Source organism: Brevibacterium mcbrellneri ATCC 49030, from assembly GCF_000178455.1.
GTDB classification, from domain to species: domain Bacteria; phylum Actinomycetota; class Actinomycetes; order Actinomycetales; family Brevibacteriaceae; genus Brevibacterium; species Brevibacterium mcbrellneri.
The window spans coordinates 15,562-40,712 of record NZ_ADNU01000008.1; the positions used below are offsets into that span (position 1 = coordinate 15,562).

The window sequence follows — 25,151 nt, forward strand, 5'->3', positions numbered from 1 at the left end:
ACGAAAGGAACCCGATGGGTCTACGTAAAATGCTCGCGATCGCGGTGGTCGGTCTTCTCTCGCTTAGTGGTTGTGGCACAAAATATGAAGCGCAAGATACGAAGGCTGATAAAGGCGGTTCCTCAGTCTCGATTACAGACAGCCGTGGAAAGACCGTAACTCTTGACGGTCCTGCCGAAAAGGTTGTGACCTTGGAATGGTCGGTCACCGAATATGCTGTGGCGCTTGGTGTCAATCCGGTTGGTGTCGCCGACCCCAAGGGGTATGCCGAATGGGACACAGCTGTTCCACTGCAAAATGACCCCAAGGACGTGGGCATCCGAACTGAGCCGAGCGTCGACGCCATTGCCGCGTTAGAACCCGACCTCATTCTGGCTGACAAATCTTCGATTCCCGATAAGCAGATGGCGACCATTGAAAAGATCGCGCCGGTCGCCGTATTTAACAGTGCAACTACCGACGGACTCATCGACCTTCTTAAAGAGAACCAGAAGAAAGTCGGGACGCTTACTGGAAAAGACGCTGAAGCAGAGAAGCTTGCTGAGGACTACGATGCCACCGTTGAGGAGTGTAAGCGCAAAATCGCTGATGCCAACAAAGAAGGTACCCCCGTCGTCTACACATACCCCACAAAAACGGCTAACACGATTGACTTCCGCATGCATGGGCCCGGATCTGGTCCGGGCGTTGTAGCCAAAGACGTGGGATTGTCTCACGCGTGGAGTGACAGTGGTGACAAGGACTACGGCATTAGCAATAGCGATGTGGAAGGGCTGACGTCTCTGACTGAGGATGACCATGTGTTCTACTACGCGGAAAAGGGCGGAGAAGACCCGATCGCGGCGTTGAACTCCAATGGCATCTGGAAAGGCCTTGGATTCGTTAAAAACAATCGAGTTCACAAGATTTCTGACAGCGTATGGCTATACGGTGGCACCAAGTCGCTCGAACAGATGGCCAAGCTCTACGTTGACACAGTGACTGGTTGATTCTTCCAACCATTACGTCGCATAACCCATGACACATTCACTCAAAGCAACTCGCACGCGTAACGACGTGCCTACCGACTCGCACGAGGCTAGACGCTGGACGCGCACACTGCCGTCCTCTGCGACCCTGCTCGTTGCAGTATTGGGCCTGGTGCTGATTCTGTCGGTGATACACCTTACGCAGGGGACATCAAACGTTACTCCCGGTGCTGTCCTTCAGTGGGCAACGGGTCGCGGATCAGACTTTGACACAACTGTCATTTTGAATTCTCGACTCCCGAGGTTGCTTGCAGGCATCGTAGTGGGAGTTGCCCTGGGTGGAGCTGGTGCGCTTATGCAGTTACTCACCCGAAATGCTTTGGCATCACCTGACACTCTCGCGGTCAATGCTGGAGCGTACTTGTCTTTGACCGTGGTCGCCGTTAGCGGCGTGACGCTGTCATTTGTTTCGGGAACAGCAGTCGCGTTCATAGGTGGGCTCATCGCCGCAGGCGTAGTAGTCGCTCTTTCGCGAGGATCTTCGCCCGTTCGTTTGGTTCTGGCAGGCAGCGTGATAGCAATGGGCTTGTCGGCGCTCACAACAGTGTTCCTGTTGTTCTATTCGTTCGAGACGCAGAGCCTGGTGGCGTGGGGTTCAGGATCGCTGGGACAAATTGGTATGGGAGGTGTCCTTCAGCTTGCCGTAGTCGTTGGTGCGGTGCTTGTTGCGGTCTTTTTGACAGGCCACAAACTCGACGTGATGCATCTAGGCGATGATGCGGCGTCGAGCTTAGGTGTCAACGTTGCAGTTTGGCGAACAACCTTCGTTGTCCTGTCAGTACTCCTTGCGGCAAGCGCTGTCACAGTGGCCGGGCCGATTGCCTTTGTTGGGCTGTGTGCTCCCGCGCTCACACGTATTGCTGCGCGCTGGGTCGCGGAGCTGAGCCACGCTCGCAGTATGTTCCTCATGTCCATGGTTGTTGGAGTCATCCTGGTGGTGGGCTCCGACGTGATACTCAGAGCGGTGATCCCCGGAAGCGACTCTGTGTCGATCCCCACTGGCATTGTGACATCGATTATTGGGGCGATCTTCCTCATCGTGTTGGCGCAAGGAGTCAAGTCTGGATTTGATTCCGACTCCCTGGTGACAATGAAGAACGGTACAAAGCTGGGGTTCGATCGACCGCGTGTCATTATCGGCGCTTCTGCCATTGTGTTAGCCCTGTGTGTGGGTGGTGCGATCCTCGTAGGCGACACCGTTCTGTTCACCGGCGACGTGGTGAACTACCTGAACAACATCGCCCCTCCACAGGTGGAGATCGTGTTGGAATCACGCATTCCACGGGTTTTCGTCGCATGTCTCGCCGGTGCATGCCTTGCTCTTGCGGGTGTCGTTTTGCAGGGGACGACACGAAATCCGCTTGCCGATCCGGGCGTTTTGGGCGTTTCCGGTGGAGCAGGTTTGGGTGCTGTATTCGCACTGACAGTGCTCCACAAGAGCGACTTTGCGACCTTAATAGTCTGGGCGGGGCTGAGTGCGCTGGTGGTGGGGTTACTGCTTTTCGGTTTAGCGGGCCGAGGTGGTTTCGACCAGGCGCGCATGGTTGTTACAGGTATTGGAATCGCTACAGCTACCCAGGCGCTCACCACCTGTCTGATCGTCGTCTCTGATCCGTGGAACCGCACAATGGCGATGACATGGCTGTCCGGATCCACGTCAGGGGTCACTCTGGCGCAGGTCCTGCCTATGGTGGTATGCCTGGTGCTAGGAAGCGCGGCGTGTATGTATGTGGTTCGCGATTTAGATGTCATTCAGATCGACGACAGTACACCTCGAATCCTGGGAGTAAACGTCGTTCAGCACCGCGTCATTCTTATACTCATCGCGCTGATACTCGTCACCGTGACCACCGTAACGATCGGAGTGATCGCTTTTGTTGGTCTGGTGGCTCCACATGTTGCCCGTCTCATCGTGGGCGCTCGCCATGCTGTTCTGCTGCCTCTTGCATCGCTGATTGGCGCTGTTCTCGTTGTGTGTGCCGATGCCCTGGGGCGAACAATTGTGGCTCCCGGTCAGATTCCTGCAGGTCTGGCCACAGCGATCATCGGTTGCCCGTACTTCTTGTGGCTACTTGTTCGAATGCGAAAGGAATCCTAGTTATGCCTCAGTCCTATACGCCGTTTCTCGTTCATCTGACCGCTCGTACTCAGGTGTCAGAAAATCTTGTACGGCTCACATTCGCCGGCCCCAAACTCGACCAGTTCGGAACAACGTGCCTGGACCAACGCATCAAGCTTGTTTTGGGTTCGCGTGAATGCGTTGAGGAGCTAGTGGAACGCGATGATTGGCTCGCCTGGGCACGTTCGCTACCCGAAGACGTGCGGCCTTGCTTGCGCACGTACACCGTCAAAGCAGTACGTCCGATGTCCAAAGAGCTTGACGTTGACTTCGTGGTTCACGGAACTGAAGGGCCTGCGAGTGCATTCGCAGTGGAAGCTCCTATAGGAGCACACATCGCAGTTGTGGGTCCTGTGGAAGACGCCCCTGGTTCTTCCTCAGAAGGGGTCGCGTGGGCGCCGGGAAGTGCGTCTCAGGTTCTCATCGCCGGAGATGAAACTGCGGTTCCCGCTATTAGTAACATCGTTGAAAGCCTAGACCCTGAGATGCGTGGAGCGGTTTTCCTGGAAGTGCCTTCGTCCGGAGACATTCAGGGCTTCACCGCGCCGCATGGTGTCACCGTGAACTGGCTACCGCGGGAGTCGCACACCGGTACGACGCGTGGTGATTTGCTCTACCGCGCCGTTCAAGAATGGTGCGACCAAAACGGTATCGCATCTTCCGAAAAACAGGTTGATCCTGACGACACATATGACAGCTCCGTACTTTTGTGGGACGAAGCTAGGCGCGGTAACACGGACGCGTTATATACGTGGGTTGCTGCCGACGCCGACACCGTTGCGCGACTCCGTCACGAGATGCGTAAGAAGCGGGGGCTACCCAAAGACAGCTCCTCGTTTATGGGGTACTGGCGAATGGGCGTGAGCCTCTAGGCCTCAGACACCGTTTCTGCTGTTTCCTTTTCACGTGGAGCGTTGTCAATTGGCTGGCGGGCGAAGATCGCGGCCAGGATCGCACCAGACACGTTGTGCCACACGCTAAACACTGCGCCGGGCAGAGCGGCCAAAGGCGAAATGTAGGTCGTAGCCAAGGTCGCCGCCAACCCGGAGTTCTGGAGCCCCACCTCAAACGTGAGCGCTCGACGCTGAGCCGCGGACAGGCCAACCGCCAGACCAGTCGCGAAACCAAGCGCCAAACCGATCGAATTGTGCAATACGACAGCCAGCAAGACGGTCGCGCCCGCAGCCACCAGCTTGTCCGCAGAACCGCCCACAACGATCGCCACAATGAGCGCAATCGTCAAGGCCGAAAGCCACGGCAAAACAGGGCTGATTTTCTGGATGAACTTGTCCGCAAGGACACGGATGACAACACCTGCAATGACCGGAACCAGCACGGTTTTCACGATCGACATCATCATCGTCGAAAAACTCACGTCCATGTACTGACCAGCAAACATGAGCGTAAGAGCTGGAGTGGCCAACGGTGCAATCAGAGTAGACAGAGTGGTCACCGACACCGAAAGCGCAACGTCACCACGAGCCAAATACGTGACCACATTTGAGGCCGTTCCACCCGGAGCACACCCCACCAAGATGACACCCGCAGCAAGCTCAGGAGGCAAGCCCAAAAGAACCGCAACAAGCCATCCAGCCAAAGGCATGAACAAGTACTGAGCCACAACACCCACAAACGCAATCCACGGTTTCTTCGCGATCTGCGTGAAGTCCGGCACGGTGAGTGTCAGGCCCATAAAGAACATGACCCCACCCAGGAGCCAGGTGACGGAAGGAGCCATGGGTGTAACGACCTCGGGCATCAAAAACCCGAAGACGCCAGCCGCAACAACCATGGCCGGAAAAATCGTGACAGCAACGCGGGCACTACGCTGCTCTTGAGGATTCATGCTTGAGGTGCTCATGACAGCTTAGTTAAGCGTAGTGTCGCGTATGTCACAGAAGCGTCCGCACTGTGGGCGCTCTGGGTTCAAAATGTCACAGAGACGCTTGGGCTCCCTGCACTCGGATTGCGCGGTGCATGTCATCGCCCAGTTCAGTGACGAGCCGGCGCAAAGCCGCAGGGGCAGTGCCGTGCTCGCTCAGCCACGCGTCAGTCCGCTGGGCAACATACTCACGGCGAGTCGACCACGACGGGTACAGGCCCAACACCAAACGTTTCGCGATCTCGTTTGACCGGGTAGTCCAGAACGACTCGAGCTGCTCAAAAAATGCGTCCACAAACGGCTCAAGAATCGGGGTGGAAACAGGCGCCGTAAGCCCAGCGATTGTCGCCGAAAGCGAATTGTTCGACAGCGACGTATCCGTAGTGACCGCTTCAAACGCACGCATCTTAGCTACCGGAAGCGACCGTGCCGCACGTGCCGTCCGAGCCTGCATGACTCCCGAATCCGTGCGGTCGCGGGACTCCTGGGCAGCAATATCTTCTTCATCAGCCCAGCCCAGAACAACCAGCGAAATGAGCGCCTTCCACTTCAACGCGTTGTCCACCTTCAGGCCGTACCCCTCAAACGTGGGCCCGGACGCCAGAATACGCGAGGCGAAATCGCGGGCCGCAACGACCTCGGGACCGGGAACCACAGCAGTTGCAGAATGCGCGACAAAAATGAGCACGATTTCTGCCAAATTGAGCTGCGTGTCAGAGCCGGGCTCAGCGGTTTCAAACGCGTCCAGAGCCGAACCTAAGATCGTCCCCAGCGTGCCTTCGACATCCGTGGTCCACAATTTGATCGCTGTGAGCGCCTGCATGCGCAGACCCGCGTTGATGCCAGCGTGCCGTTCACGACCCAGCGAACGAGCGTACGCGTCAACAAAGGAGCTCACACTCAGCGAACCGTCGCGCATTGCGTTCGTCAGGGCAGACCACACGACCGCCCGGTCTAGGGAATCCTGGAGCTTAGTCACACTGTGCAAAGCGTGCGACGTTGAGGTTTCATCCAGCCGCATTTTGGCAAAGTCGTCGTCGCCGTGGCCAGGCAGAAGGAGGTCTGGCCGCTGGGTGCCCACCAGCTTTGGAAGAGGGGCCGAGGCGGCATCAAAGTCGATCTTCCACGTTCCGGCTGGGTGCATGGCACCGCGTTGGAGGTTGAATCCGGCCAGCGTAAACGTGTGGGGCCGATCCACATGGGGCCCGGTGTTGTTCTGTGACACGGTGGCCGCGGTGATGATTCCCGCGTCATCGGTTTCAACGTCGACACTGATTTCGCTCACGCCCGTGGTGGTGAGCCATGCGTCGGCCCAGGCGCGCACGTCACGGCCCTCAGTGCGTGCTTCGAGAGCGTCGAGGAAGTCCATCAGAGTGGTGTTGCCAAACGCGTGCTTGGCGAAGTAGTCGCGGGACCCGGCCATGAACGCGTCCAGTCCCACGAACGCGACCAGTTGCTTGAGGACGGAGGCTCCCTTGGCGTAGGTGATCCCGTCGAAGTTCAAACGAGCGGCTTCGACGTCAGGGATGTCGGCCACGATGGGGTGGGTGGTGGGGTACTGGTCTTGGCGGTACGCCCAGTCTTTGCGGCGCAGAGCGAACGTCACCCAACCGTCGGTGAACTCGGTTGCCGTGGTCAGAGCGAGCGACGCCATGTAGTCGGCGAAAGACTCCTTCAACCACAGGTCGTCCCACCACTTCATGGTGACCAGGTCGCCGAACCACATGTGCGCCATTTCGTGCAGGATCACGTTTGCGCGCGATTCGTACTCAGTGCGCGTGACGGCGTCGCGGTAGATGAACGAGTCGACGAAGGTCACCAAGCCCGGGTTTTCCATGGCGCCCAGGTTGTATTCGGGAACAAAGATCTGGTCGTACTTGCCCCACGGGTACGGGAATTCGAAGTTGTCGTGGTAGAAGTCCAGGCCCTGTTTGGTGACCGTGAAGATGTTGTCGGCGTCCATGCTTTCGGCCAGGGAGGCGCGGACGTACACGCTCATTGAGATGGTGAGGTCGCCTCGGGTGTAGGTGTCGTGCGCACCCACGTAGTGCCCCGCGCACACGCATGTGATGTATGTGGACATGCGTTCCGTGGTGGCAAATTCGTGGGTGACCGCCGAGGTCGTGGCAGTGTCCGCCGAGGTCGTGGCAGCTTCCGGGGTGGAAGTTTGAGACTCCGTGGGGGCGGTGTTGTTGAGGACGAGGAAATCGTGAGGGGCTGTTACTGAGAACGTGAACGTCGCTTTGAGGTCAGGCTGGTCGAAGTTTGCGAATACGCGCCTGGCATCTGTGGGTTCGTACTGCGTGTACAGGTAGATTTTGTCGTCAGCCGGGTCCACGAACCGGTGCATACCTTCACCGCTGGTGGAGTAAACGGCTTGGCCGGTGACGGTGAGGGTGTTGGAACCTGCCGTGACGGGGAAGGTGACGCGTGCTCCGTCGAAGTTGTCTGCCGGGTCCAGCGACTGCCCGTTGATCGTGATGTCACTCACGGAGTCTGCGATGAAGTCGATGAACGTTTCTGCTTCGTGGTGCGCATCAAAAACGACTGTCGACGTTGACGTGAACGTTTTTTGATTCAGGTCTGGTGCCGAGGTGATGTCGAGATGCACCGTATAACTGTGGGTGGTGAGAAGTTCCGATCGCGTGGCAGCTTCACTTCGTTTGAGATTTGTGGTCATATGTCCTCCGTTATCAGCTTTCCTCACCTTGTCATGTTTTTCCTAGTGTGTGTTGAGGGCTCGATTAAACTTGAGTGAGGAAGGGGTGAAAATGACGCAGGCCAGTAAGAAGAAGCCCCTTTACAGGCGTCTTAGCAGTGCTCTTGGAGTGCGCGTCCGCTTGGGTGGACGTCGTGCACTTGAGAATTCCAGCCAGATCCTGCAGGTGGTGATTGGAGCCACCAGCGGCTATGCGTTTTGTCACTATGTGCTTGGCCACCCTGCACCGTTCCTAGCCGCCGTTGCTGCTGTTATTGGAACGGGGGTTACGGCTGATAAGCGTTTGCGCAGGTCAATTGAGATCGGTTTGGGAGCCACCCTAGGCGTTCTCGTAGGCGAAATTCTGGTTCACTTATTCGGCATTGGGATCTGGCAGATCGCGGTCGTCATTTTCGCGGGTCTGGTTGTGGGGAACATCCTGAACTCAGGTGCCTTGTTCGTTAACCAAATTGCAATTCAAGCGGTGTATGTGGTGGCCGTTCCCATGTCGATTGCGACGAAACCGTTTGACCGCACGATTGACGCGATTGTAGGGGCCGTGATCGCGATCCTCATGGCGTTGATCGTGCCGTCAGATGCGCGGAAACGACCGCGTAACCGGGCGGCTAATCTTCTGTACGAAATTTCGGTTCTGCTCAAAGGGACAGCAAAAGCCCTGCGCACAGCCGACGCTGATTTAGCTGAACGTGTTCTTGAACGGGCACGCGAAAGCCAAGAGTTCGTCGACTCGTGGCGGTCGTCGATCAGCGTGTCTCAAGAAGCGACCCGAATCAACGCACGTTCACGCAGGTATGCAGCCGAAGTCACCCGCTTGGCCAGAGCATGCGAATACGCGGACCGTGCAATGCGACTGGTACGGGTGATTGCCCGCCGAGTGGTCGCGATGGCCGCGACCGGTGTTGAACGGCCAGGGGTGGCCCATCCCATCGAACAGTTGGGTGAAGGCGCTGCCATGTTGCGGATTGCTCTGCGACGCGGGACATCGCGCGTGCCTGCTGAAATGTTCCTCGCCGAGGTCGCCCGCACGTTGAGTCCAAAAGCTGACTTTGTGACCGACCGGCATGATGAGACTCTCGTGTTGTTGTTGCGTCCTCTTGCGAACGATCTTATGTCTGCAGCAGGTATGACCGAAGACGCGGCGAATGATGTACTGCCCGAGCTCGACGAGTAAAAGGTAAACTGGCAAGCATGCTTGAGGCATTCGGCAATCTTCAGTCGTTCATTTTCCTGCTCCTCAACGTAGCAGCGTTCGTATTTCAGCTGTTCGCGTTCATCGACTCTTTGCGGTACTCCCAAGAGGTGTACGACGCGGCCGGTAAACGTTCCCGCGTGTTCTGGTCAGCAATTCTGGGGGTTGCGTCAGCCTTGGCTTTTGTTGCTCTGCCGCCCATGCACTTTCGGGTCCCGTTTGTCACTCTTTTGGGGATCGTGGCCGCCGGTGTGTACTTTGCCGATGTCCGTAAAGCTCTACGTGCAGTGGACCCTCGATACCGAGGACGCTGACACCCGGCCAGATACACTTCAAGCGTGCGCGTTGCTATCCTCTCTCTTCACACGTCCCCACTTGCTCAGCCCGGCCAGGGTGATGCAGGGGGTCTCAACGTCTACGTGACGAACACCGCCCGAGTCTTAAACGACCTCGGCCACCAGGTGACAATCTTCACCGCCGACCCCGCATGGGCCGGACCAGACAGCGTCACGCAGGACAACATTGAGGTGCGTCACTTGCGTGTGAATGCAACAGGTAAGGACGATCTTCCGCAATACATGGATGAGCTGGCGTCACGACTGGTGCATATCCCGGAGTACCGCGACGCTGACGTTGTGTGGGCTCACTACTGGATTTCAGCAAAAACGGCTCTGATCAGCAATGACATTGACAGTTCGCGCAGGCCGGTCGTGGTGAGCTTCCACACGATAGGTGCCGTAAAAGACCGTGACACCGGGACGTTCCTTGAACCTGTTGAGCGTTTGGAAGCTGAAAAACAGATCGCTCGTGACGCGCACATGCTGGTGGCAAACACGCCGCTGGAAGCTGCTGCTATGCGTGAACTGCTGGACCCGCGTGCGCGCATCGTCGCGGCGCAGCCTGGGGTCAACCACCAGATTTTCACGCCTGGCGAAACGGGGGAGATTGATATGTCCGCCCCACCGGCCACCTCCTACACCCTGGTGTGCGTAGGCCGCATGCAATACATCAAAGGCACTGATGTCATGATGCGCGCGCTCGCCGAACTACGGAAGGCCGAGATGAATGTGCGTGTGGAGTTCTTGGGCGGCGGCTCCGGGGGACCAGACACCCAGGACTTTGAGCACCTCGCCACTGAGCTGGGCGTGGCTGACTGTGTCGACATCACCCCACCGGTCCCACCGCATGAACTCGTCATGTGGTACCGCCGGGCTGATCTGGTGATTGTGCCGTCGCGGTCGGAGTCGTTTGGGTTCGTTGCGGCCGAGGCGGCAGCCAGTGGGGCGTGCGTGGTGGCCTCCCAAGTGGGAGGGTTGCCTAGTGTGGTGATCGACGGGGAAACCGGAGCCCTCTGCGAACCTGGCGACCACGTTGGGTTGGCACACACCATCACTGAACTGCTCAAGGACCCGGCTCAACGCGAACGCATGGGCCACGCCGGGGTTGCACACGCTCAGAACTTTACGTGGGATACGTGCGTGCGTAACGTGTTAAACCAGCTGTGAGAGGAGACCAATGACAGCGCTGGACATACTTCACACGTGGGCCACAAACAGTGACGTTGAGATCGACGTGGTGAACGACCACCACGCTGTTGTGGTCCTACCGGGAGAAAAGAAACTCAAAACAGCGGTATCGGTCAAAGAAAGCCACCACAGCCTCGACTGCCAAGCCTTCATCATCCGCCGCCCCGACGAAAACCACCTCACCTTCGCCACGTACCTCCTGCGGAAGAACCTGGAACTGTCCATGACAGCGTTCGCGGTCGACCACCTCGGCGATGTCTACCTACGCGCAGCTATTCCCCGGGAAGCGGTCACCGAAGACCTCATCGACCGGCTCATGGGGGAGTTTCTCACCGTTGCGGACTCCTCTTTTAACGAACTGCTGGTGCGCGGGTTCATCACGTCCATGAAGAAGGAGTGGGAATGGCGGGTTTCGCGTGGCGAATCCACCCGCAACCTCGAAGCGTTTAGGAAAATCCTGGACCCGGACGCTCAGAAGAGCGACACCCGCATGTCAGAATGACGTCTGCATGACAGAATAGAAGCATGACGTACAATCTTGTGCTCCTGCGCCACGGCCAGAGCGAATGGAACCAGAAAAACCTCTTCACCGGATGGGTCGACGTCCCTCTCACCGAACAAGGACGCACTGAAGCGGCACGGGCAGGAGAACTGCTCACGGAAGCCGGTCTTCTCCCCGACGTTCTCCACACCTCGCGCCTGCGCCGGGCGATCGTCACCGCTAACCTCGCACTCAACGCGGCTGACCGCCACTGGATCGACGTGAAACGTTCATGGCGCCTCAACGAACGCCACTACGGTGCACTGCAGGGCAAGAACAAAAAGGAAATTCGCGACGAATACGGCGAAGAACAGTTCATGACGTGGCGTCGTTCCTTTGACACGCCACCACCTGAGCTGGATGACGCCAGTGAATGGTCGCAGGCAGGCGATGCCCGTTACGCCAACCTAGGTGACTCGATTCCACGCACCGAATGTCTCAAAGACGTGATCGCGCGTCTGTTGCCGTACTGGTATGACTCCGTAATCCCTGACCTGCGCGACGGCAAGACTGTTCTGGCCACAGCGCACGGCAACTCGCTGCGCGCGCTGGTGAAGCACCTCGACGGAATCAGCGATGAAGACATTGCCGGGCTGAACATTCCAACAGGAATTCCACTGCACTACGAGCTGGACGAACACTTCGCGCCAGTCAAGCGCGGTGGCACATACCTTGACCCTGAAGCCGCGAAGGAAGCTGCTGCAGCGGTCGCGAACCAAGGGAAGTAAGCCGGGGAAGTAAACCGGACGCACGATGGCCCGCCAGATAAACTGGCGGGCCATCGTTGTTTCAGCGCACGTTTGAGTGCAACTACGGAGTGTTGTTACTCCGCTGAAGAAGCGTCAGAGTCCAGGTTTCCAGACAGCATGTAGTCAACGCGCTGAGCAACGTTGACAGCCTGGTCACCGAAGCGCTCGTAGTAGCGGGCCAGCAGAGTCACGTCAGCGATCTGGCTGGGGGTGATCTGGTCGGCGCTCAGTGAAGCGATTACGGTGAATACTTCCAGGTGGAGTGTGTCAAGCTCTTCGTCCAAGGCCGAAATCATTGGAACGGCTGCAAGACCTGGTGTTGAAAGAAGCTCGACCATTCCTTCACCAATGCGTTCAGCAACCGAACCCATGCGGGTGAAAATACGTTCAAAAGCTTCTGGAACAGCGTGTTCTGGGTAGCGGATGCGAACCAGCGCAGAAATGTGGCGAGCCAGGTCACCCATGCGCTCAAGCGCGACGCTCATCTTCAGGGCTGCAACAACAATGCGGAGGTCGGCGGCAACCGGTGCCTGGAGCGCCAGAATCTCGACTGCGCGACGGTCGATCTCGACCTGGTTTGCGTTGACCTGCGCGTCGTCAGTGATGACCTGTTCAGCGAGCTGGAGGTCATTGGTAGTAAGGGCCTTGTTGGACTGTTTGATAGCTTCAACAGCCAGTTTTCCGAGGTCAACTAGACCATCAGCAAGTGCTTCAAGTTCTTTGGTAAAGACTTCGCGCATTGCGGTCCTTTCAGAGTAAGTCGCGGGCATGCCAAAGGGCATGGACTGTTTTACGTTCCCACCTGTCAGTAAACGACCACTGACACCAAGGTGAATTCATGCTGACAAGTGCGCACAATTTCGGTGCCGGTGCGATACCAGGGTGAACGTACTACTAGGCTAACAACGTGGACGTGTTGATTATTTCCCTTTTGACCGGTGTAGTGGGTCTGGGGCTAGGTATTTCCGGGATTTTGGCGTTCCGCCTGTCGGAAAAAAGCCGCAATAGTGCTGATCTTCACTCCGATGAGGAACTTCCTGAAGGTATTGCAGAAGTGCTTGCGGTTCTGCCTTCTGCGGCCATCGTTGTTGACGCTGGTGACGATGTTGTCAAGGCGTCTCCTGCCGCGTACACGTATGGTCTTGTGCGTGGTCACTCCTTGTCTTCGCCTGAGCTTCTCGAAGTCGTTGTTCGGGTGCGTGCCCGCGGGCTGATCGAAGAAGTGAACTTCAAAAAGGAGCGCGGGGGCGATCGCGCTTTTGTGCGTCATCTTCACGCGCGAGTGGCACCGTTGGGGTCTGCGTATGTTTTAGTGCTGGCCGATGACCAGACTGAAGCTAAGCGGGTTCACGAGGTGCGCCGTGATTTCGTTGCGAATGTGTCCCACGAATTGAAAACTCCCGTGGGTGCCCTGTCTTTGCTGGCCGAGGCGGTTACGGACTGTGCGGATGATCCCGAGGCGGTTGCCCGGTTTGGGGGTCGCATTCAGAAGGAATCCAAACGACTCACTCAGCTGGTTCAGGAAATCATTGACCTTTCACGCGTCCAAGATCACGAGGCCCCAGGTGCTACCGAAGACGTGAGTATTGCCAAGGTGATTGAAGAAGCCGTTGACCGGGCGAAGACGCGCGCTGAAGCGAAAAACATTTCGATCGACATGGTCCCGACTGGTGACTGGACTGTGCTGGGCAGCCACGATTTGCTAGTGAACGCCGTGCGCAACCTCATCGACAACGCCATTAGCTACTCCAACGACGGTACGAAAGTGGGTGTGGGAGCAAAAGAAGATGGTGGAAACGTCACGATCTCGGTGACCGACCAGGGAATAGGACTGTCAACCGAGGACACTCAGCGTGTTTTTGAACGCTTCTACCGGGTGGACCCCGCGCGTTCACGTATGACAGGCGGAACAGGGTTGGGCTTGAGCATTGTGAAGCACATCGTGGCTACGCACGGCGGTGAAGTTCGCGTATGGTCGAAGCTGGATCAAGGATCCACGTTTACTATTGTTTTACCTCTTGCTCACCCTGAGGCCGATTTGTCTCAGGCACAACAAGAGGGGATCTTGCTGAGCGACTCCAGCGGTCAGCCGTTGACGGTCGCTCAGGCACAACAGCAGACACAGAAGGAGAAGTCGTGACGCGGATTCTGCTCGTCGAAGACGAAGAGTCAATTTCGGACCCACTTGCGTACCTGTTGGGTAAAGAGGGTTATGACGTGACAGTTGCCGCGGACGGTCTGCAGGCTCTTGCGGAGTTTGATTCTCACGGTGCTGATCTGGTTCTTCTGGACCTCATGTTGCCTGGGGCCTCCGGGACCGAGGTGTGCCGCCAGTTGCGCGCTAAGTCCAAGGTTCCGATCATCATGCTGACGGCTAAAGACTCAGAAATCGACAAGGTTGTGGGTCTGGAACTCGGGGCAGATGACTATGTGACTAAGCCGTACTCATCACGTGAGCTACTCGCACGAATTCGGGCTGTCATGCGTCGCAATACTGAGTCTTCCGACATTGACGACGGCGTTCTTGAAGCTGGGGGAGTGCGGATCGACGTTGAGCGTCACGTGGCAAGCGTTCGTGGATCCGAGCTTGCACTGCCACTCAAAGAGTTTGAGCTCCTTGAAATGCTGGTACGGAATGCTGGCCGTGTGATGACACGTGGCCAGCTCATCGACCGTATCTGGGGGCAGGACTACGTGGGTGACACCAAGACCTTGGATGTTCACGTCAAGCGTTTGCGTGCCAAGATCGAGGAAACCCCATCTGAGCCAAAGTTGCTGGTGACAGTGCGTGGCTTGGGGTACAAATTCGAAGCATAAAACACCAGTGGCCTAGGTGAGGCAGTAATTGCCTTAGCCTAGGCCACTGGAATGTACGTTTTGTGCCCTACTGGAGCGAAATTTACTGTGGCTTACTGTCCTTCAGTTTCTTCAGGTGTAGGGGTTGCTTCACCTTCGGTAGCGCCTTCAGTAGGTGTTTCGCTCGCACTTTCGGTGGGTGTGGAGGTTGAGCTTCCTTTAGGCTGAGCGTCTTCGTAGTACCAGTGGTCAGCGTTGAGCAACTGTGCGCGCACAGTCTTGTCCATGTTGTTTGCGGTCACTTCAACGTCGACCTGTTCGCCAACCTGTGCGCTGAGCCCCTTGACAAGAGCTTCTTCGCCGTCGAAGCCAGGCGACTGTGGGTTCTGAACGATCTTCTCGCCCTTTGCGAGCTTGATCTGCTTCTGGTAGTCGCCAACCTTGACCGTGACCGTTGCTGGGCCTTGGGAGTTGTTAACGATTGTGTAGAACAGCTGGGCTTCCGTGTTGTCCTCGTTGGCAATCAGCAGAATGCCACGGAAGTCGACTCCGCCAAGGGACGCCCATGCGCCGTCTCCGCCGTGGTAGACGTAATTGTGAGTCTGCTGGTTCGACAACAGAGCCGCGCAACCGCTGACAGGGACAACAAGGGCAATCGCTGCGGCTGCAACAGCTGCGCGGGTTAGCCATTTCACGTTCACATACTCCTCAAAGTGGTACGCAACAAAATCTTAAGGAACACCGTGTATGTTACCTGCTTTTCTTCGCGCGTAGAAACTGTGGTCCTACTTTCGTCTCACTTCAGGGCCCAGTTGCCTGCGAAGCACATATCACAGGATCGCTGCGTTGTCGCGCATTTCGGACGCCGCTTCGCGGCTGTGTTGTGGAGCATGCTAAACTGGAAGTCCGCGAAAGGGGAAAAAATAAGATGAGTTTTCAGGTCGGCGACACTGTTGTTTATCCGCACCACGGAGCGGCGACAATCCAAGAAATTAAGACTCGCACGATCAAGGGCGAAGACAAACTTTACCTGAAGTTGCAGGTCTCACACGGCGACCTAACGATTGAAGTCCCCGCTGAAAATTGTGACCTTGTGGGTGTCCGCGATGTTGTGGGCGAAGAAGGTTTGGAAAAGGTTTTCCAGGTTTTGCGCGCTGAAGTGACAGAAGAACCAACTAACTGGTCGCGTCGCTACAAGGCGAATCTGGAGAAGTTCCAGTCTGGTGACGTTATCAAGGTTGCCGAGGTCGTACGCGATCTGTGGCGTCGGGAACAGGACCGAGGTCTTTCCACCGGTGAGAAGCGCATGCTGGCAAAGGCACGCCAGGTGCTTGTTTCAGAACTTGCTTTGGCAGAAGAAAAAGAGGAAACCGAAGCAGAGGAAATGCTGGAAAAGGTTCTCGCTTCATAGTTTTCGAAGAAGCAAATGGGGGTGACGTGAAGTCACCCCCATTTTTTGTGTGCGTGCGTGGACTAAAGTTGCGGTTATGGAGACGGTGGCGATTATTCCAGCGGCAGGATCTGGGACACGACTGGGATTAGGAACCCCTAAAGCGTTTGTTCCGCTGGAAGGACAAACCCTGCTTGAGCGTGCCGTTGCCGGAGCTCTTGACGTGGGAGTCCACCGGGTCGTCATCGCTGTGCCACGCGACCTTGAAGCACGCACCCAAGATCTGTTCCGTGCCCAGCCCAACGTTCATACCGTAGTCGGGGGTTCTGAACGCACGGAGTCAGTCCGGAACGCACTTGCCTCTATCGAGGGCAATCCCAGCTACGCCCTGGTACATGACGCTGCCAGGCCGCTGACACCTCGGCGGGTGTTTGACCGTGTGCTTACAGCACTCCGTGCCGGGCATCGGAACGTGGTCCCGGTTCTCCCTGTTTCTGACACTGTACGAACACTTTCGTCGCAACAGCCCGAGGACGTGGCCGGCTTAAGCGCCCCAGTTGAGCGAGCCTGGTTGCGGGCCGTGCAGACCCCGCAAGGTTTCGCGTTTAAAGATCTGGCGGATGCACATGAACGCTTCGAACGTGACGCGACAACGAACGTGACCGACGACGCCAGCCTGCTTGAGGCTATGGGTATCCCCGCAGTGGGTGTCGAGGGATCTCACGAGGCGTTCAAGATCACCCACCCGCTGGATCTTGAACTTGCGCGGATGCTGTGCCAACGGAAGGAAAACTCGTGATTGTGCCCCAGGTAGGAATCGGTGTAGACGTCCACGCAGTAAGCGACAACCCAGACCGGCCCATGTGGTTGGCGGGACTCCTGTGGGAAGGCGTCGTGGGGCTGGAAGGGCACTCCGACTCCGACGCGGTAGCTCACGCGTGTTGCGACGCCATCTTTTCTGCAGCCGGCGTTGGTGACTTGGGCGCACACTTTGGCACGGACCGCCCCGAATTTGCCGGCGCCAGCGGATGTGCTCTTTTGCGCGAAGCTGCGCGAATTGTGCGTCAGGCTGGTTTTGAGATTGGCAACATCAGCGTGCAAGCGGTGTGCAACCGACCCAAAATCGGTACGCGGCGCGACGAAGCGCAACGCGTGCTCAGCGAAGCCGCAGGGGCAACCGTTCATGTTTCCGGGACAACGACTGACCGCTTGGGATTAACCGGCCGAGGTGAAGGCGTGGCTGCCATTGCTACCGCCCTGGTGTACCGAACGCAGTAATTCCCTATTTGATCCCTGCGGGGCCGTGTTGCCCTAAAGAGCACTTCATTAAGAGCGTGTAAAGAATTTCCTGCCGGGTGTAAAGAAAGCGTAAGGACCCGCAGTGCCCAACGTGCGGGTGCGTTTTGATATTCACTGTCACTCAACTGAGTGGCTTCGCGCCGAGGTGAATCGACGCGAATTCTGAAATGCCTCAGAAAGCTGAATCGTGTTAGACATCCTCTTCATTGCACTCACCGTGGCGTTTTTCGCTGTCGTCGGTGTGTTCGGTTGGGCGGTGAACAAACTATGAGCCTCGTAGACATCGTCTGGTTAGCGTTTTGTTCCGTCACAACGGCTTACGTTTTTTACTCTCTCATCCGTCCTGAAAGGTTCGACTGACAGTGGAACCTTTGCAACTTCCGTTGATGGTCGCCCTGCTTGCCGTTGTGCATGTACCAATGGGCAACTACATGGCGCACACGTTCACGAGTGCGAAACACTTGAAGATTGAACGCTTCATTTACCGCCTTGCAGGTGTGAACTCTGAAGCACAACACACGTGGAAGATGTACCTGCGAAATATTCTGGTGCTCTCCGCGCTTTCCGTTTTGGGAATGTACATTCTGCAGCGGATTCAGCAGTGGCTCCCCATGAACATGGGACTGGGGCCAGTATCTGCGGACCAAGCGTGGAACACAGCCACGTCATTTGTGACTAACACCAACTGGCAGTCGTACGGTGGCGAAACCACCATGAGTCATCTGACCCAGATGTTGGCTCAGAACTTCCAGAACTTCATTTCGGCAGCCGTTGGAATCGTCGTGGCCATTGTGCTTATCCGCGCAATCGCATACCGCGAAACCGACAAACTGGGGAACTTCTGGGTCGACCTGGTTCGCTGTTGCCTCCGGATTCTCTTGCCCATCGCTTTTGTTGGTGCAGTGCTTTTGATCCTGGGCGGAGCGATTCAGAACTTCAACGGCCCACAAGTCATACAGACACTTGCCGGTGGCCAGCAAACCATTCCAGGAGGACCGGTTGCGAGCCAGGAAGCCATCAAAGAACTGGGCACCAACGGTGGCGGGTTCTTCAACGCGAACTCCGCTCACCCCTTCGAGAATCCTAATGGGTGGACCAACCTCCTTGAGGTGTTCCTAATTCTGTTGATCCCATTTGCCCTCCCACGTACCTACGGCGTCATGGTCGGTGACAAGCGTCAGGGGTATACGGTCCTCGGTGCAATGGCCATTCTGGCGATCGGTTCGCTGGTAAGCCTCACTGCCCTTCAGATGAGTTTCGCAAACAGCAACCTGGCCGCAATGGAAGGAAAAGAAACCCGCTTCGGAATTCTGGGATCGACGCTTTTTGCAACAGCCACAACTTTGACGTCAACCGGAGCAGTGGACTCGATGCACTCGTCGTATGAACCACTCTCCGGCGGTCTCTTGATCTTCAACATGCTCTTGGGAGAGATTTCCCCCGGTGGTGTGGGATCGGGTCTTTACGGAATGCTTGTTGTGGCAATCATCGGAGTCTTCATCAGCGGACTCATGGTTGGCCGTAGCCCCGAATACATGGGCAAGCGTATCGGCCCTACTGAAGTCAAGCTCATCAGCATGTACGCTCTCGTCGTACCTGTTGTTGTTCTGCTGGGAACCGGTCTGGCAATCGCGCTTCCATCAACCCGTGACTCATTGGCCAACTTTGGTCCACACGGCTTGAGCGAAGTTCTCTACGCGTTTACTTCGGCAGGCAACAACAACGGGTCCGCGTTTGCTGGCCTCAACGCGAACACCCCGTTCCTTAACGTGGCTCTTGGTTTCGCAATGCTGTTAGGTCGCTTCGTCCCAATTGCGCTGGTGCTCTGCCTTGCTGGGCGCTTGTCTGTCCAAGCCCCAGTGGCAAAAACCAAGGGAACGCTTCCCACAGACACACCTCTTTTCTCGGTTGTCATGGCCGGTACTGCGCTTCTCATCACCGGCCTGTCCTTCCTTCCGACTCTTGCTCTCGGACCTCTTGCTGAAAGGTTCATGTCATGACCACTCAGATTCAGGAAACTGAAACTGAAACCCGGGATGCCACCTCGGCACAGTCTGGAATCAGTGGAAAGCTGATTCTTGCATCATTGCCCCAGGCGCTCCGCAAACTTAACCCCGCGACCATGGTTCGAACTCCCGTGATGTTCATCGTGGAGGTTGGCGCTGCCATCACTCTGGTCCTCGGGTTCATCCATCCCAGCCTGTTCACGTTTACGTTGGCGATCTGGCTGTTCCTGACCGTGGTATTCGCCAACCTGGCCGAGGCGGTTGCCGAGGGGCGTGGCAAAGCACAGGCCGACGCGCTTCGAAAGACCCAGACGGCATCGACGGGGCGTGTACGACGCCCCAACGGCGAGGTCGAAGAGGTTCCATCTTCGTCCTTGCGACCCGGTGACGTTGTCATCGTGTCTGCAGGCGAAACAATCCCCGGTGACGGCGATGTGATCGCAGGGGCAGCAACCGTCGATGAATCGGCTGTCACAGGTGAATCGGCGCCCGTGATTCGCGAATCCGGCGGTGACCGCTCAGCCGTGACTGGAGGTACACGCGTACTGTCCGACACCATTGAGGTGAGAATCACCTCGGAACCCGGAAACACGTTCATCGACCGCATGATTGGTCTGGTGGAAGGTGCAAGCCGTCAAAAGACGCCAAATGAACTTGCTCTCAGTGCGTTCTTGTCCGTGCTGACGTTGATTTTCGTCTTGGTTGTTCTCACCTTGGTTCCGATGGCCAACTACTCGAACGCTCAGCAACCGATCACCGTTCTGATTGCGTTGCTGGTGTGTTTGATCCCCACGACGATTGGTGCTCTTTTGTCCGCGATTGGGATTGCGGGTATGGACCGGTTGATCAAACGCAATGTCCTTGCCACCTCGGGAAAGGCAGTGGAAGCCGCCGGTGACGTGACAACGCTGTTGCTGGATAAAACTGGAACCATCACGGTTGGTAACCGCAAGGCCACGGCCTTTGTTGCGGCTGAAGGAATCTCGGAAATCGAGCTGGCTCGCAAAGCGCAACTGTCTTCACTTGCTGACGAAACTCCTGAAGGCCGATCGATCGTAGTGCTGGCTCAGGACGGTCTTGGGTTAGGAGAAGTTCCTGAAGCTGATTTCGCTCAAGCTGAGTTCATTCCGTTCAGTGCAGAAACTCGAATGAGCGGTGTCAAACTTTCTGACAACCACCAAGTGGTTAAGGGTGCTGCCACTGAAATGGTCAAGTGGGTCGAGCAGTCTGGTGTGAAGGTTGGTGACGACGTCAAACACGCGATTGAGCGCATCTCGAACGACGGTGGTACAGCACTCGTCGTAGCAGAAGAAGAGAACGAGAAACGCCAGGTCCTGGGGACCATTCACCTAAAAGACATCATCAAAGAGGGTATGGTCGAACGCTTTAAAACTTTGCGCTCGATGGGGATCCGTACCGTGATGATCACTGGTGACAACGAACTGACAGCTCTCGCGATTGCGCGTGAAGCTGGCGTTGACGACTATTTGGCTCAAGCTAAACCGGAAGACAAGCTCGCACTGATTCGCCGTGAACAAAAAGGCGGAAACATGGTGGCGATGACCGGTGATGGAACGAATGACGCTCCCGCACTGGCTCAAGCTGACGTGGGTGTAGCCATGAACACCGGTACTCAGGCTGCGAAAGAAGCCGGAAACATGGTTGATCTGGACTCCGACCCCACTAAGCTCATTGAGATCGTGGAGATCGGTAAACAGCTCTTGATCACCCGCGGGGCGCTTACGACGTTCTCGATCGCGAACGACATCGCAAAATACTTTGCCATTGTGCCGGCTATGTTCGTGGTGGCATTCCCCGGTCTCGATGTTCTGAACATCATGCGCTTGTCATCACCAGAGTCAGCAATCACATCTGCTGTGATCTTCAACGCGATCATCATTGTGTTGCTGATTCCTCTAGCGCTCCGCGGTGTGAAATACGTTCCCGGAACATCGCACCAGCTTTTACGACGCAATCTCGTTGTGTACGGACTGGGCGGATTCGTCGTTCCCTTTATCGGCATCAAGATCATCGACATGATCGTTTCGCTTCTACCTGGTTTCTAAAGGAAAGTCTCATGGCACAGAAAACCGCAGGGGTAGTTTCGGCTACCGTTCAAGCAACCCGCACATTATTGGTCTTGCTGGTCATTCTGGGGCTCATCTACCCCGGAGCGACGTGGCTAGTAGGGCGACTTAACGCCAACGGTGCGGACGGTTCTTTCTTGGAGTACAACGGCCAGGTCGTCGGTTCAAAACTCATTGGACAAGACACCTCGGACGACCCTAGTTTGTTTCACCCTCGTCTTTCATCCGGTGACTATGACGGAATGTCTTCTGGTGGTTCCAACCTCAGCCTGGTAGGCGACGAGTTGCAGAAAACCATCGAAGAAGCCAAGAAGTCGATCGCTGCAGAAAATAATGTCGATCCGGCTGAGGTTCCAGCCGACGCCGTAACAGCGAGCAGCTCGGGTCTAGATCCACATATCAGCAAGGAGTATGCTCACATTCAGATTGAACGTGTTGCGAAGAACTCGGGACTATCGGTCACAGAGGTCGAGGAACTCGTTGAGAAGAACTCATACGGGTCGATCCTCGGATTTATCGGTAGTCCGCGAGTGAACGTCAACACTCTCAACCTGGACGTGGTTAAGGCAAAGGGCTGAAATGAACGGACGCCGCGGATCGCTCAAGGTTTTCTTGGGTGCCGCTCCGGGAGTGGGCAAAACCTACGCAATGCTGGAGGAAGCCCACTCCTTGTCGAAGTCTGGAACCGACGTGGTTGTTGGCGTTGTCCACACGCACGGACGCGCTGGGACAGCTGCCAAGGTGGAAGGCTTGGAACTTATCCCAACTAAAAAGGTTCTCTATCGAGGATCTGAATATGACGAGCTCGACGTTGACGCGATTCTGGAACGACGACCGGAAGTGGTGCTCGTCGATGAACTTGCACACACGATCGTGGGAGCGGAAAGCTCACGCAAGCGCTGGCAGGACGTGGAAAGGATTCTCAACGCCGGAATCGACGTGATTTCGACGGTAAACATCCAGCACGTGGAATCGCTTAACGACGTTGTCGCTGACATTACGGGGCATGTCCAGAACGAAACCATTCCCGACGCTGTTTTGCGCGATGCTGACGACATCGAACTCATCGACTTAAGTCCGGACGCCCTGCGCATCCGCTTACGCCGAGGTCAGATCTACAAGCCAGCCGCTGCTGATGCTGCCCTTTCACGGTTTTTCCGGAAAGGGAACCTCACAGCGCTTCGTGAGCTTGCGCTGCTGTGGCTTGCCGATCAAGTCGATGAGGGCCTAGCGAAGTACCGGAACGAAGAAGGCATCCACTCCACCTGGCCTGCCCGTGAACGCATCCTGGTCGCAGTTGCTGGAGGACCACACGTACCCACCTTGATTCGCCGAGGTATGCGAATTGTGGGACGTATGGCCGGGCGTGAACTCGTGGTTGTTCACATCGTTCCCACGGACGGTGCGCCTCTCATGTCTGATATCGACATTCAGCAGGCAAGAACGTTGACGGAATCCCTTGGAGGTACGTGGCACACGCTGTCAGGTGAAGACTATGCGGAAACTCTTTTAGAGTTTGCCAATACCATCAACGCCACCCAGCTGGTCATCGGATCTTCGCGAACGCCGTGGTACAAGAAGCTACTTTTGCGACCAACGAGCTCACGCATTATTGACGGCGCGGGTGACATCGACGTCCATATCGTCACGAACCACGGAGCCGGCGAACCACAACCACCGCGCCGACGACCTCGGCGAAACCTGTCTGTCGCACGCACGGTGAGCGCGTGGGTTTTGGCCGGTGTGTGTATCGCCGGCATTACGGCGATGGGAATTTCCGAGGCTCATGAAGTGGTCGCGTTTTCCACCTTGAGCATGGCTTATGTCCTGGTGGTTGTAGTTGTTGCTCTTGTCGGGGGACTGTGGCCGGCGCTCGCATCCGCTGTTGTGGGAACCGGATTACTCAACTGGTTCTTCACTGAGCCTTTGCACACCATGTCGATCGCTGAACCGGAAAACATCTTCTTGCTGTTCGTGTTCATTGTGGTTGCAGCTCTCGTGGCACGTGTTGTTGACGGGGCCGCGCGGAGGACGCAAGAAGCACGAACGGCTCGTGCTAACGCACAGCTCATGACTGAACTGGCAGGGTCAGTGATTCGCGAAGGTGTTGATATCCAGGCCATTCTGGACAAGATCGCTCAAGCGTTTGGCCAAGACAGCGTCACCTTGGGCTACTTCGACGACAACAAGAGTCTTGTAACGGAATACCGTTCGGGGAAAGAGCTCACGTCAGCAAACGAAGCCGATGAGACGTTTACTCTGGATGACCACCACGTACTTCTGTTGGCGGGCCGCCCGCTCAATGCGAGTGAACAGAGAGTACTGGACGCGTACACGGGACGCCTCGTTGGTCTCATGACTCAGACGCAGCTGACGGAAGCGCGCTTGCAGGCACGTCAGTTGGAAGCTGCGAACGCGATTCGTACAGCATTACTCAGTGCCGTTTCACACGATCTGCGGACGCCGCTGGCAACGATTAAAACCTCAGTCTCCGGTCTACTTCTCGATGATGTAGACCTGCCAAAAGATCTGCAAGCTGAGCTGTTGCGTTCGATTGAAGCATCCTCTGATCGGCTCGACAGGATCGTGGCTGACCTTTTGGACATGTCACGAGTGCAAACGAACACACTCAGTATTAACGAATCCGTTATTGGGCCCAACGAACTGGTGGCGCGCACAGTCGATCACATGGACCCCACGTTGAAACCTGAACCGCTCGAAATTGCGGTCCCCCACGACCTGCCGCTGGTCAAAACCGACGCAAGTTTGGTGGAACGCATCCTGGAAAACCTGTTGTCGAACGCTGCCAAACATACAGGCAACGGAGTGAAAATCGATGCGGCGCGAGAGGGAGACCGAGTAGCAATTCGTGTCATTGACTTTGGCCCGGGTCTCAGCGATGAAGCGAAGCAACAGCTGTTTACCCCGTTTACTCGGCTGGGTGACACCACCAACTCGCGTGGACTTGGGCTAGGCGCTGCCGTCGCGAAAGGGCTAGCCGAAGGAATCGGTGGCGAACTTGTCGCCGATGACACCCCTGGAGGTGGACTCACGATGGTTCTGTCACTACCAATCGGAAAAGTCACACACGCACCGTTTGTATCAGATCACATGACGACAAGGAGTACGCTGTGATTCTCATTGTTGAGGACGACCCGACCCTGTCTCGTGCAATGGCAGTAAACCTCATTGCGCGTGGCTACAAGGTGCTTACTGCTAACACGGGGGAGCAGGCGCTTACCTTGGCGTCCGATCACCCGATCGAAGCTATTTTGCTTGACCTTGGACTTCCGAACATGAGCGGTTTAGACGTCATCGACGGAATCCGAGGTTGGTCACAAGTTCCGATCATCGTGGTGACCGCGCGACATGAAACGCAATCAAAAATCGAGGCTTTAGACCGCGGTGCTGACGACTACGTCACTAAGCCATTCGCGTTAGGTGAGTTGTTGGCCAGACTGCGAGCAAACTTGCGTCGTGTTCCGCAAGAAACGGCTGAACCGGTCGTCGTCACCTCCGACGGCAGGTTGTCGATTGACCTGGCCCGCAACATCGTGGCGGTGTCAGGCGAACAGGTGAGCCTGACCCCACATGAGTGGAAAATCGTCGGCTACCTGGCACGCCACCCTAATCGTTTGGTCCGCAGGGAAGAACTACTGACACACGTATGGGGTAAGGGCTATGAAAAGGAAAGCAACTACGCGCGCGTCTACATGTCACAAATTAGGCAGAAGCTCGAAGTTGATTCTGCAACGCCAAAGTACTTCATTACGGAACCGGGCATGGGGTACCGCTTTGTTCAAGGCGACGACTGACCGGG

Annotated in this window: 22 protein-coding genes; 18 read left to right on the forward strand and 4 right to left on the reverse strand. The window is 56.5% G+C overall.

Going from position 1 to position 25,151, the window contains the following annotated elements:
* Positions 1-14 precede the first annotated feature (14 nt).
* Genes HMPREF0183_RS00850 through HMPREF0183_RS00860 form a run of 3 tightly spaced genes read left to right on the forward strand, consistent with a single transcriptional unit; the run spans position 15 to position 4,019 of the window.
* Complete coding sequence (locus HMPREF0183_RS00850; protein ID WP_005881760.1) at positions 15-989, forward strand: ABC transporter substrate-binding protein; 975 nt, start codon at positions 15-17, stop codon at positions 987-989.
* A 28-nt stretch (positions 990-1,017) separates the two neighbouring features.
* Positions 1,018-3,126: an iron ABC transporter permease gene (locus HMPREF0183_RS00855; protein WP_083801405.1), complete on the forward strand. Its 2,109-nt coding sequence runs from the start codon at positions 1,018-1,020 to the stop codon at positions 3,124-3,126.
* A gap of 2 nt (positions 3,127-3,128) precedes the next feature.
* Complete coding sequence (locus tag HMPREF0183_RS00860; protein ID WP_005881764.1) at positions 3,129-4,019, forward strand: siderophore-interacting protein; 891 nt, start codon at positions 3,129-3,131, stop codon at positions 4,017-4,019.
* Here the strand turns inward: HMPREF0183_RS00860 and HMPREF0183_RS00865 are convergent.
* Both HMPREF0183_RS00865 and pepN read right to left on the reverse strand, forming a co-directional pair.
* Complete coding sequence (locus HMPREF0183_RS00865; protein ID WP_040347575.1) at positions 4,016-5,008, reverse strand: bile acid:sodium symporter family protein; 993 nt, start codon at positions 5,006-5,008, stop codon at positions 4,016-4,018. The two genes, HMPREF0183_RS00860 and HMPREF0183_RS00865, sit on opposite strands and share 4 nt — an antisense overlap.
* A 73-nt stretch (positions 5,009-5,081) precedes the next feature.
* On the reverse strand, positions 5,082-7,709 hold the full coding sequence (gene pepN, locus HMPREF0183_RS00870; protein ID WP_005881768.1) for an aminopeptidase N: 2,628 nt from the start codon (positions 7,707-7,709) through the stop codon (positions 5,082-5,084).
* Positions 7,710-7,800: 91 nt separating this feature from the next.
* Between pepN and HMPREF0183_RS00875 the strand changes: the two genes are divergently transcribed.
* The 5 genes from HMPREF0183_RS00875 to HMPREF0183_RS00895 are packed head-to-tail and all read left to right on the forward strand — an operon-like array spanning position 7,801 to position 11,732.
* Positions 7,801-8,919 (forward strand): FUSC family protein, encoded by a 1,119-nt coding sequence (locus tag HMPREF0183_RS00875; protein WP_005881770.1) that lies wholly within the window; start codon positions 7,801-7,803, stop codon positions 8,917-8,919.
* A gap of 17 nt (positions 8,920-8,936) precedes the next feature.
* On the forward strand, positions 8,937-9,251 hold the full coding sequence (locus tag HMPREF0183_RS00880) for a DUF2516 family protein (protein ID WP_005881772.1): 315 nt from the start codon (positions 8,937-8,939) through the stop codon (positions 9,249-9,251).
* 24 nt (positions 9,252-9,275) lie between these two features.
* Positions 9,276-10,442, forward strand: a complete 1,167-nt coding sequence (locus tag HMPREF0183_RS00885; RefSeq protein ID WP_005881774.1) for a glycosyltransferase — start codon at positions 9,276-9,278, stop codon at positions 10,440-10,442.
* A 10-nt stretch (positions 10,443-10,452) separates the two neighbouring features.
* Positions 10,453-10,965 carry a type III secretion system chaperone family protein gene (locus tag HMPREF0183_RS00890; protein WP_005881776.1) on the forward strand — a complete coding sequence of 171 codons (513 nt, stop codon included), beginning with the start codon at positions 10,453-10,455 and terminating at the stop codon, positions 10,963-10,965.
* Between the two features lie 23 nt (positions 10,966-10,988).
* A complete protein-coding gene (locus HMPREF0183_RS00895) occupies positions 10,989-11,732 on the forward strand; it encodes a phosphoglyceromutase (RefSeq protein WP_005881778.1) in 744 nt (247 codons plus the stop codon).
* A 95-nt stretch (positions 11,733-11,827) separates the two neighbouring features.
* On the opposite strand, the gene phoU is transcribed toward HMPREF0183_RS00895, so the two are convergent.
* Positions 11,828-12,493, reverse strand: coding sequence for a phosphate signaling complex protein PhoU (gene phoU / locus HMPREF0183_RS00900; protein WP_040347577.1), 666 nt, complete (start codon positions 12,491-12,493; stop codon positions 11,828-11,830).
* A gap of 167 nt (positions 12,494-12,660) precedes the next feature.
* Here phoU and HMPREF0183_RS00905 point away from each other — a divergent pair, with 167 nt between their 5' ends.
* Both HMPREF0183_RS00905 and HMPREF0183_RS00910 read left to right on the forward strand, forming a co-directional pair.
* The gene (locus HMPREF0183_RS00905) at positions 12,661-13,893 is read left to right on the forward strand and encodes a sensor histidine kinase (protein ID WP_005881782.1); all 1,233 of its coding nucleotides are present in this window, start codon (positions 12,661-12,663) and stop codon (positions 13,891-13,893) included.
* On the forward strand, positions 13,890-14,570 hold the full coding sequence (locus HMPREF0183_RS00910; RefSeq protein WP_005881783.1) for a response regulator transcription factor: 681 nt from the start codon (positions 13,890-13,892) through the stop codon (positions 14,568-14,570). Before HMPREF0183_RS00905 ends, HMPREF0183_RS00910 begins: the two co-directional genes overlap by 4 nt.
* A gap of 92 nt (positions 14,571-14,662) precedes the next feature.
* Here the strand turns inward: HMPREF0183_RS00910 and HMPREF0183_RS00915 are convergent, their stop codons facing one another.
* Complete coding sequence (locus tag HMPREF0183_RS00915) at positions 14,663-15,244, reverse strand: hypothetical protein (RefSeq protein WP_040347620.1); 582 nt, start codon at positions 15,242-15,244, stop codon at positions 14,663-14,665.
* A 233-nt stretch (positions 15,245-15,477) separates the two neighbouring features.
* On the opposite strand from HMPREF0183_RS00915, the gene HMPREF0183_RS00920 reads away from it, so the two are divergent.
* The 8 genes from HMPREF0183_RS00920 (at position 15,478) to HMPREF0183_RS00955 (ending at position 25,146) form a co-directional block, all read left to right on the forward strand.
* Complete coding sequence (locus HMPREF0183_RS00920; protein ID WP_040347583.1) at positions 15,478-15,960, forward strand: CarD family transcriptional regulator; 483 nt, start codon at positions 15,478-15,480, stop codon at positions 15,958-15,960.
* Positions 15,961-16,036: 76 nt separating this feature from the next.
* Positions 16,037-16,738, forward strand: coding sequence for a 2-C-methyl-D-erythritol 4-phosphate cytidylyltransferase (ispD, locus tag HMPREF0183_RS00925; protein ID WP_005881790.1), 702 nt, complete (start codon positions 16,037-16,039; stop codon positions 16,736-16,738).
* Positions 16,735-17,217 carry a 2-C-methyl-D-erythritol 2,4-cyclodiphosphate synthase gene (gene ispF, locus HMPREF0183_RS00930; protein WP_005881792.1) on the forward strand — a complete coding sequence of 161 codons (483 nt, stop codon included), beginning with the start codon at positions 16,735-16,737 and terminating at the stop codon, positions 17,215-17,217. The genes ispD and ispF overlap by 4 nt, the downstream gene beginning before the upstream one ends.
* A 407-nt stretch (positions 17,218-17,624) precedes the next feature.
* Entirely contained in the window at positions 17,625-19,238 is a 1,614-nt protein-coding gene (kdpA, locus tag HMPREF0183_RS00935) for a potassium-transporting ATPase subunit KdpA (protein ID WP_050775296.1), read from the forward strand.
* Positions 19,235-21,310 (forward strand): potassium-transporting ATPase subunit KdpB, encoded by a 2,076-nt coding sequence (gene kdpB, locus HMPREF0183_RS00940; protein ID WP_005881798.1) that lies wholly within the window; start codon positions 19,235-19,237, stop codon positions 21,308-21,310. The genes kdpA and kdpB overlap by 4 nt, the downstream gene beginning before the upstream one ends.
* Positions 21,311-21,321: 11 nt before the next feature.
* Positions 21,322-21,909: a potassium-transporting ATPase subunit C gene (locus HMPREF0183_RS00945; RefSeq protein ID WP_005881800.1), complete on the forward strand. Its 588-nt coding sequence runs from the start codon at positions 21,322-21,324 to the stop codon at positions 21,907-21,909.
* A gap of 1 nt (position 21,910) precedes the next feature.
* Entirely contained in the window at positions 21,911-24,466 is a 2,556-nt protein-coding gene (locus tag HMPREF0183_RS00950) for a DUF4118 domain-containing protein (RefSeq protein WP_005881802.1), read from the forward strand.
* Complete coding sequence (locus tag HMPREF0183_RS00955) at positions 24,463-25,146, forward strand: response regulator transcription factor (protein ID WP_005881804.1); 684 nt, start codon at positions 24,463-24,465, stop codon at positions 25,144-25,146. The genes HMPREF0183_RS00950 and HMPREF0183_RS00955 overlap by 4 nt, the downstream gene beginning before the upstream one ends.
* Positions 25,147-25,151 lie beyond the last annotated feature (5 nt).

Bases quoted from the DNA above. Each gene is read 5' to 3' on its own strand.
- HMPREF0183_RS00875 (WP_005881770.1), top strand. From the start codon at position 7,801: ATGACGCAGGCCAGTAAGAAGAAGCCCCTTTACAGGCGTCTTAGCAGT.
- HMPREF0183_RS00950 (WP_005881802.1), top strand. From the start codon at position 21,911: ATGAACGGACGCCGCGGATCGCTCAAGGTTTTCTTGGGTGCCGCTCCG.
- HMPREF0183_RS00895 (WP_005881778.1), top strand. From the start codon at position 10,989: ATGACGTACAATCTTGTGCTCCTGCGCCACGGCCAGAGCGAATGGAAC.
- HMPREF0183_RS00880 (WP_005881772.1), top strand. From the start codon at position 8,937: ATGCTTGAGGCATTCGGCAATCTTCAGTCGTTCATTTTCCTGCTCCTC.
- HMPREF0183_RS00860 (WP_005881764.1), top strand. From the start codon at position 3,129: ATGCCTCAGTCCTATACGCCGTTTCTCGTTCATCTGACCGCTCGTACT.
- pepN (WP_005881768.1), bottom strand. From the start codon at position 7,709: ATGACCACAAATCTCAAACGAAGTGAAGCTGCCACGCGATCGGAACTT.
- HMPREF0183_RS00865 (WP_040347575.1), bottom strand. From the start codon at position 5,008: ATGAGCACCTCAAGCATGAATCCTCAAGAGCAGCGTAGTGCCCGCGTT.
- kdpB (WP_005881798.1), top strand. From the start codon at position 19,235: ATGACCACTCAGATTCAGGAAACTGAAACTGAAACCCGGGATGCCACC.
- HMPREF0183_RS00850 (WP_005881760.1), top strand. From the start codon at position 15: ATGGGTCTACGTAAAATGCTCGCGATCGCGGTGGTCGGTCTTCTCTCG.
- HMPREF0183_RS00920 (WP_040347583.1), top strand. From the start codon at position 15,478: ATGAGTTTTCAGGTCGGCGACACTGTTGTTTATCCGCACCACGGAGCG.
- HMPREF0183_RS00945 (WP_005881800.1), top strand. From the start codon at position 21,322: ATGGCACAGAAAACCGCAGGGGTAGTTTCGGCTACCGTTCAAGCAACC.
- ispD (WP_005881790.1), top strand. From the start codon at position 16,037: ATGGAGACGGTGGCGATTATTCCAGCGGCAGGATCTGGGACACGACTG.
- kdpA (WP_050775296.1), top strand. From the start codon at position 17,625: ATGGTCGCCCTGCTTGCCGTTGTGCATGTACCAATGGGCAACTACATG.
- HMPREF0183_RS00890 (WP_005881776.1), top strand. From the start codon at position 10,453: ATGACAGCGCTGGACATACTTCACACGTGGGCCACAAACAGTGACGTT.
- phoU (WP_040347577.1), bottom strand. From the start codon at position 12,493: ATGCGCGAAGTCTTTACCAAAGAACTTGAAGCACTTGCTGATGGTCTA.
- HMPREF0183_RS00855 (WP_083801405.1), top strand. From the start codon at position 1,018: ATGACACATTCACTCAAAGCAACTCGCACGCGTAACGACGTGCCTACC.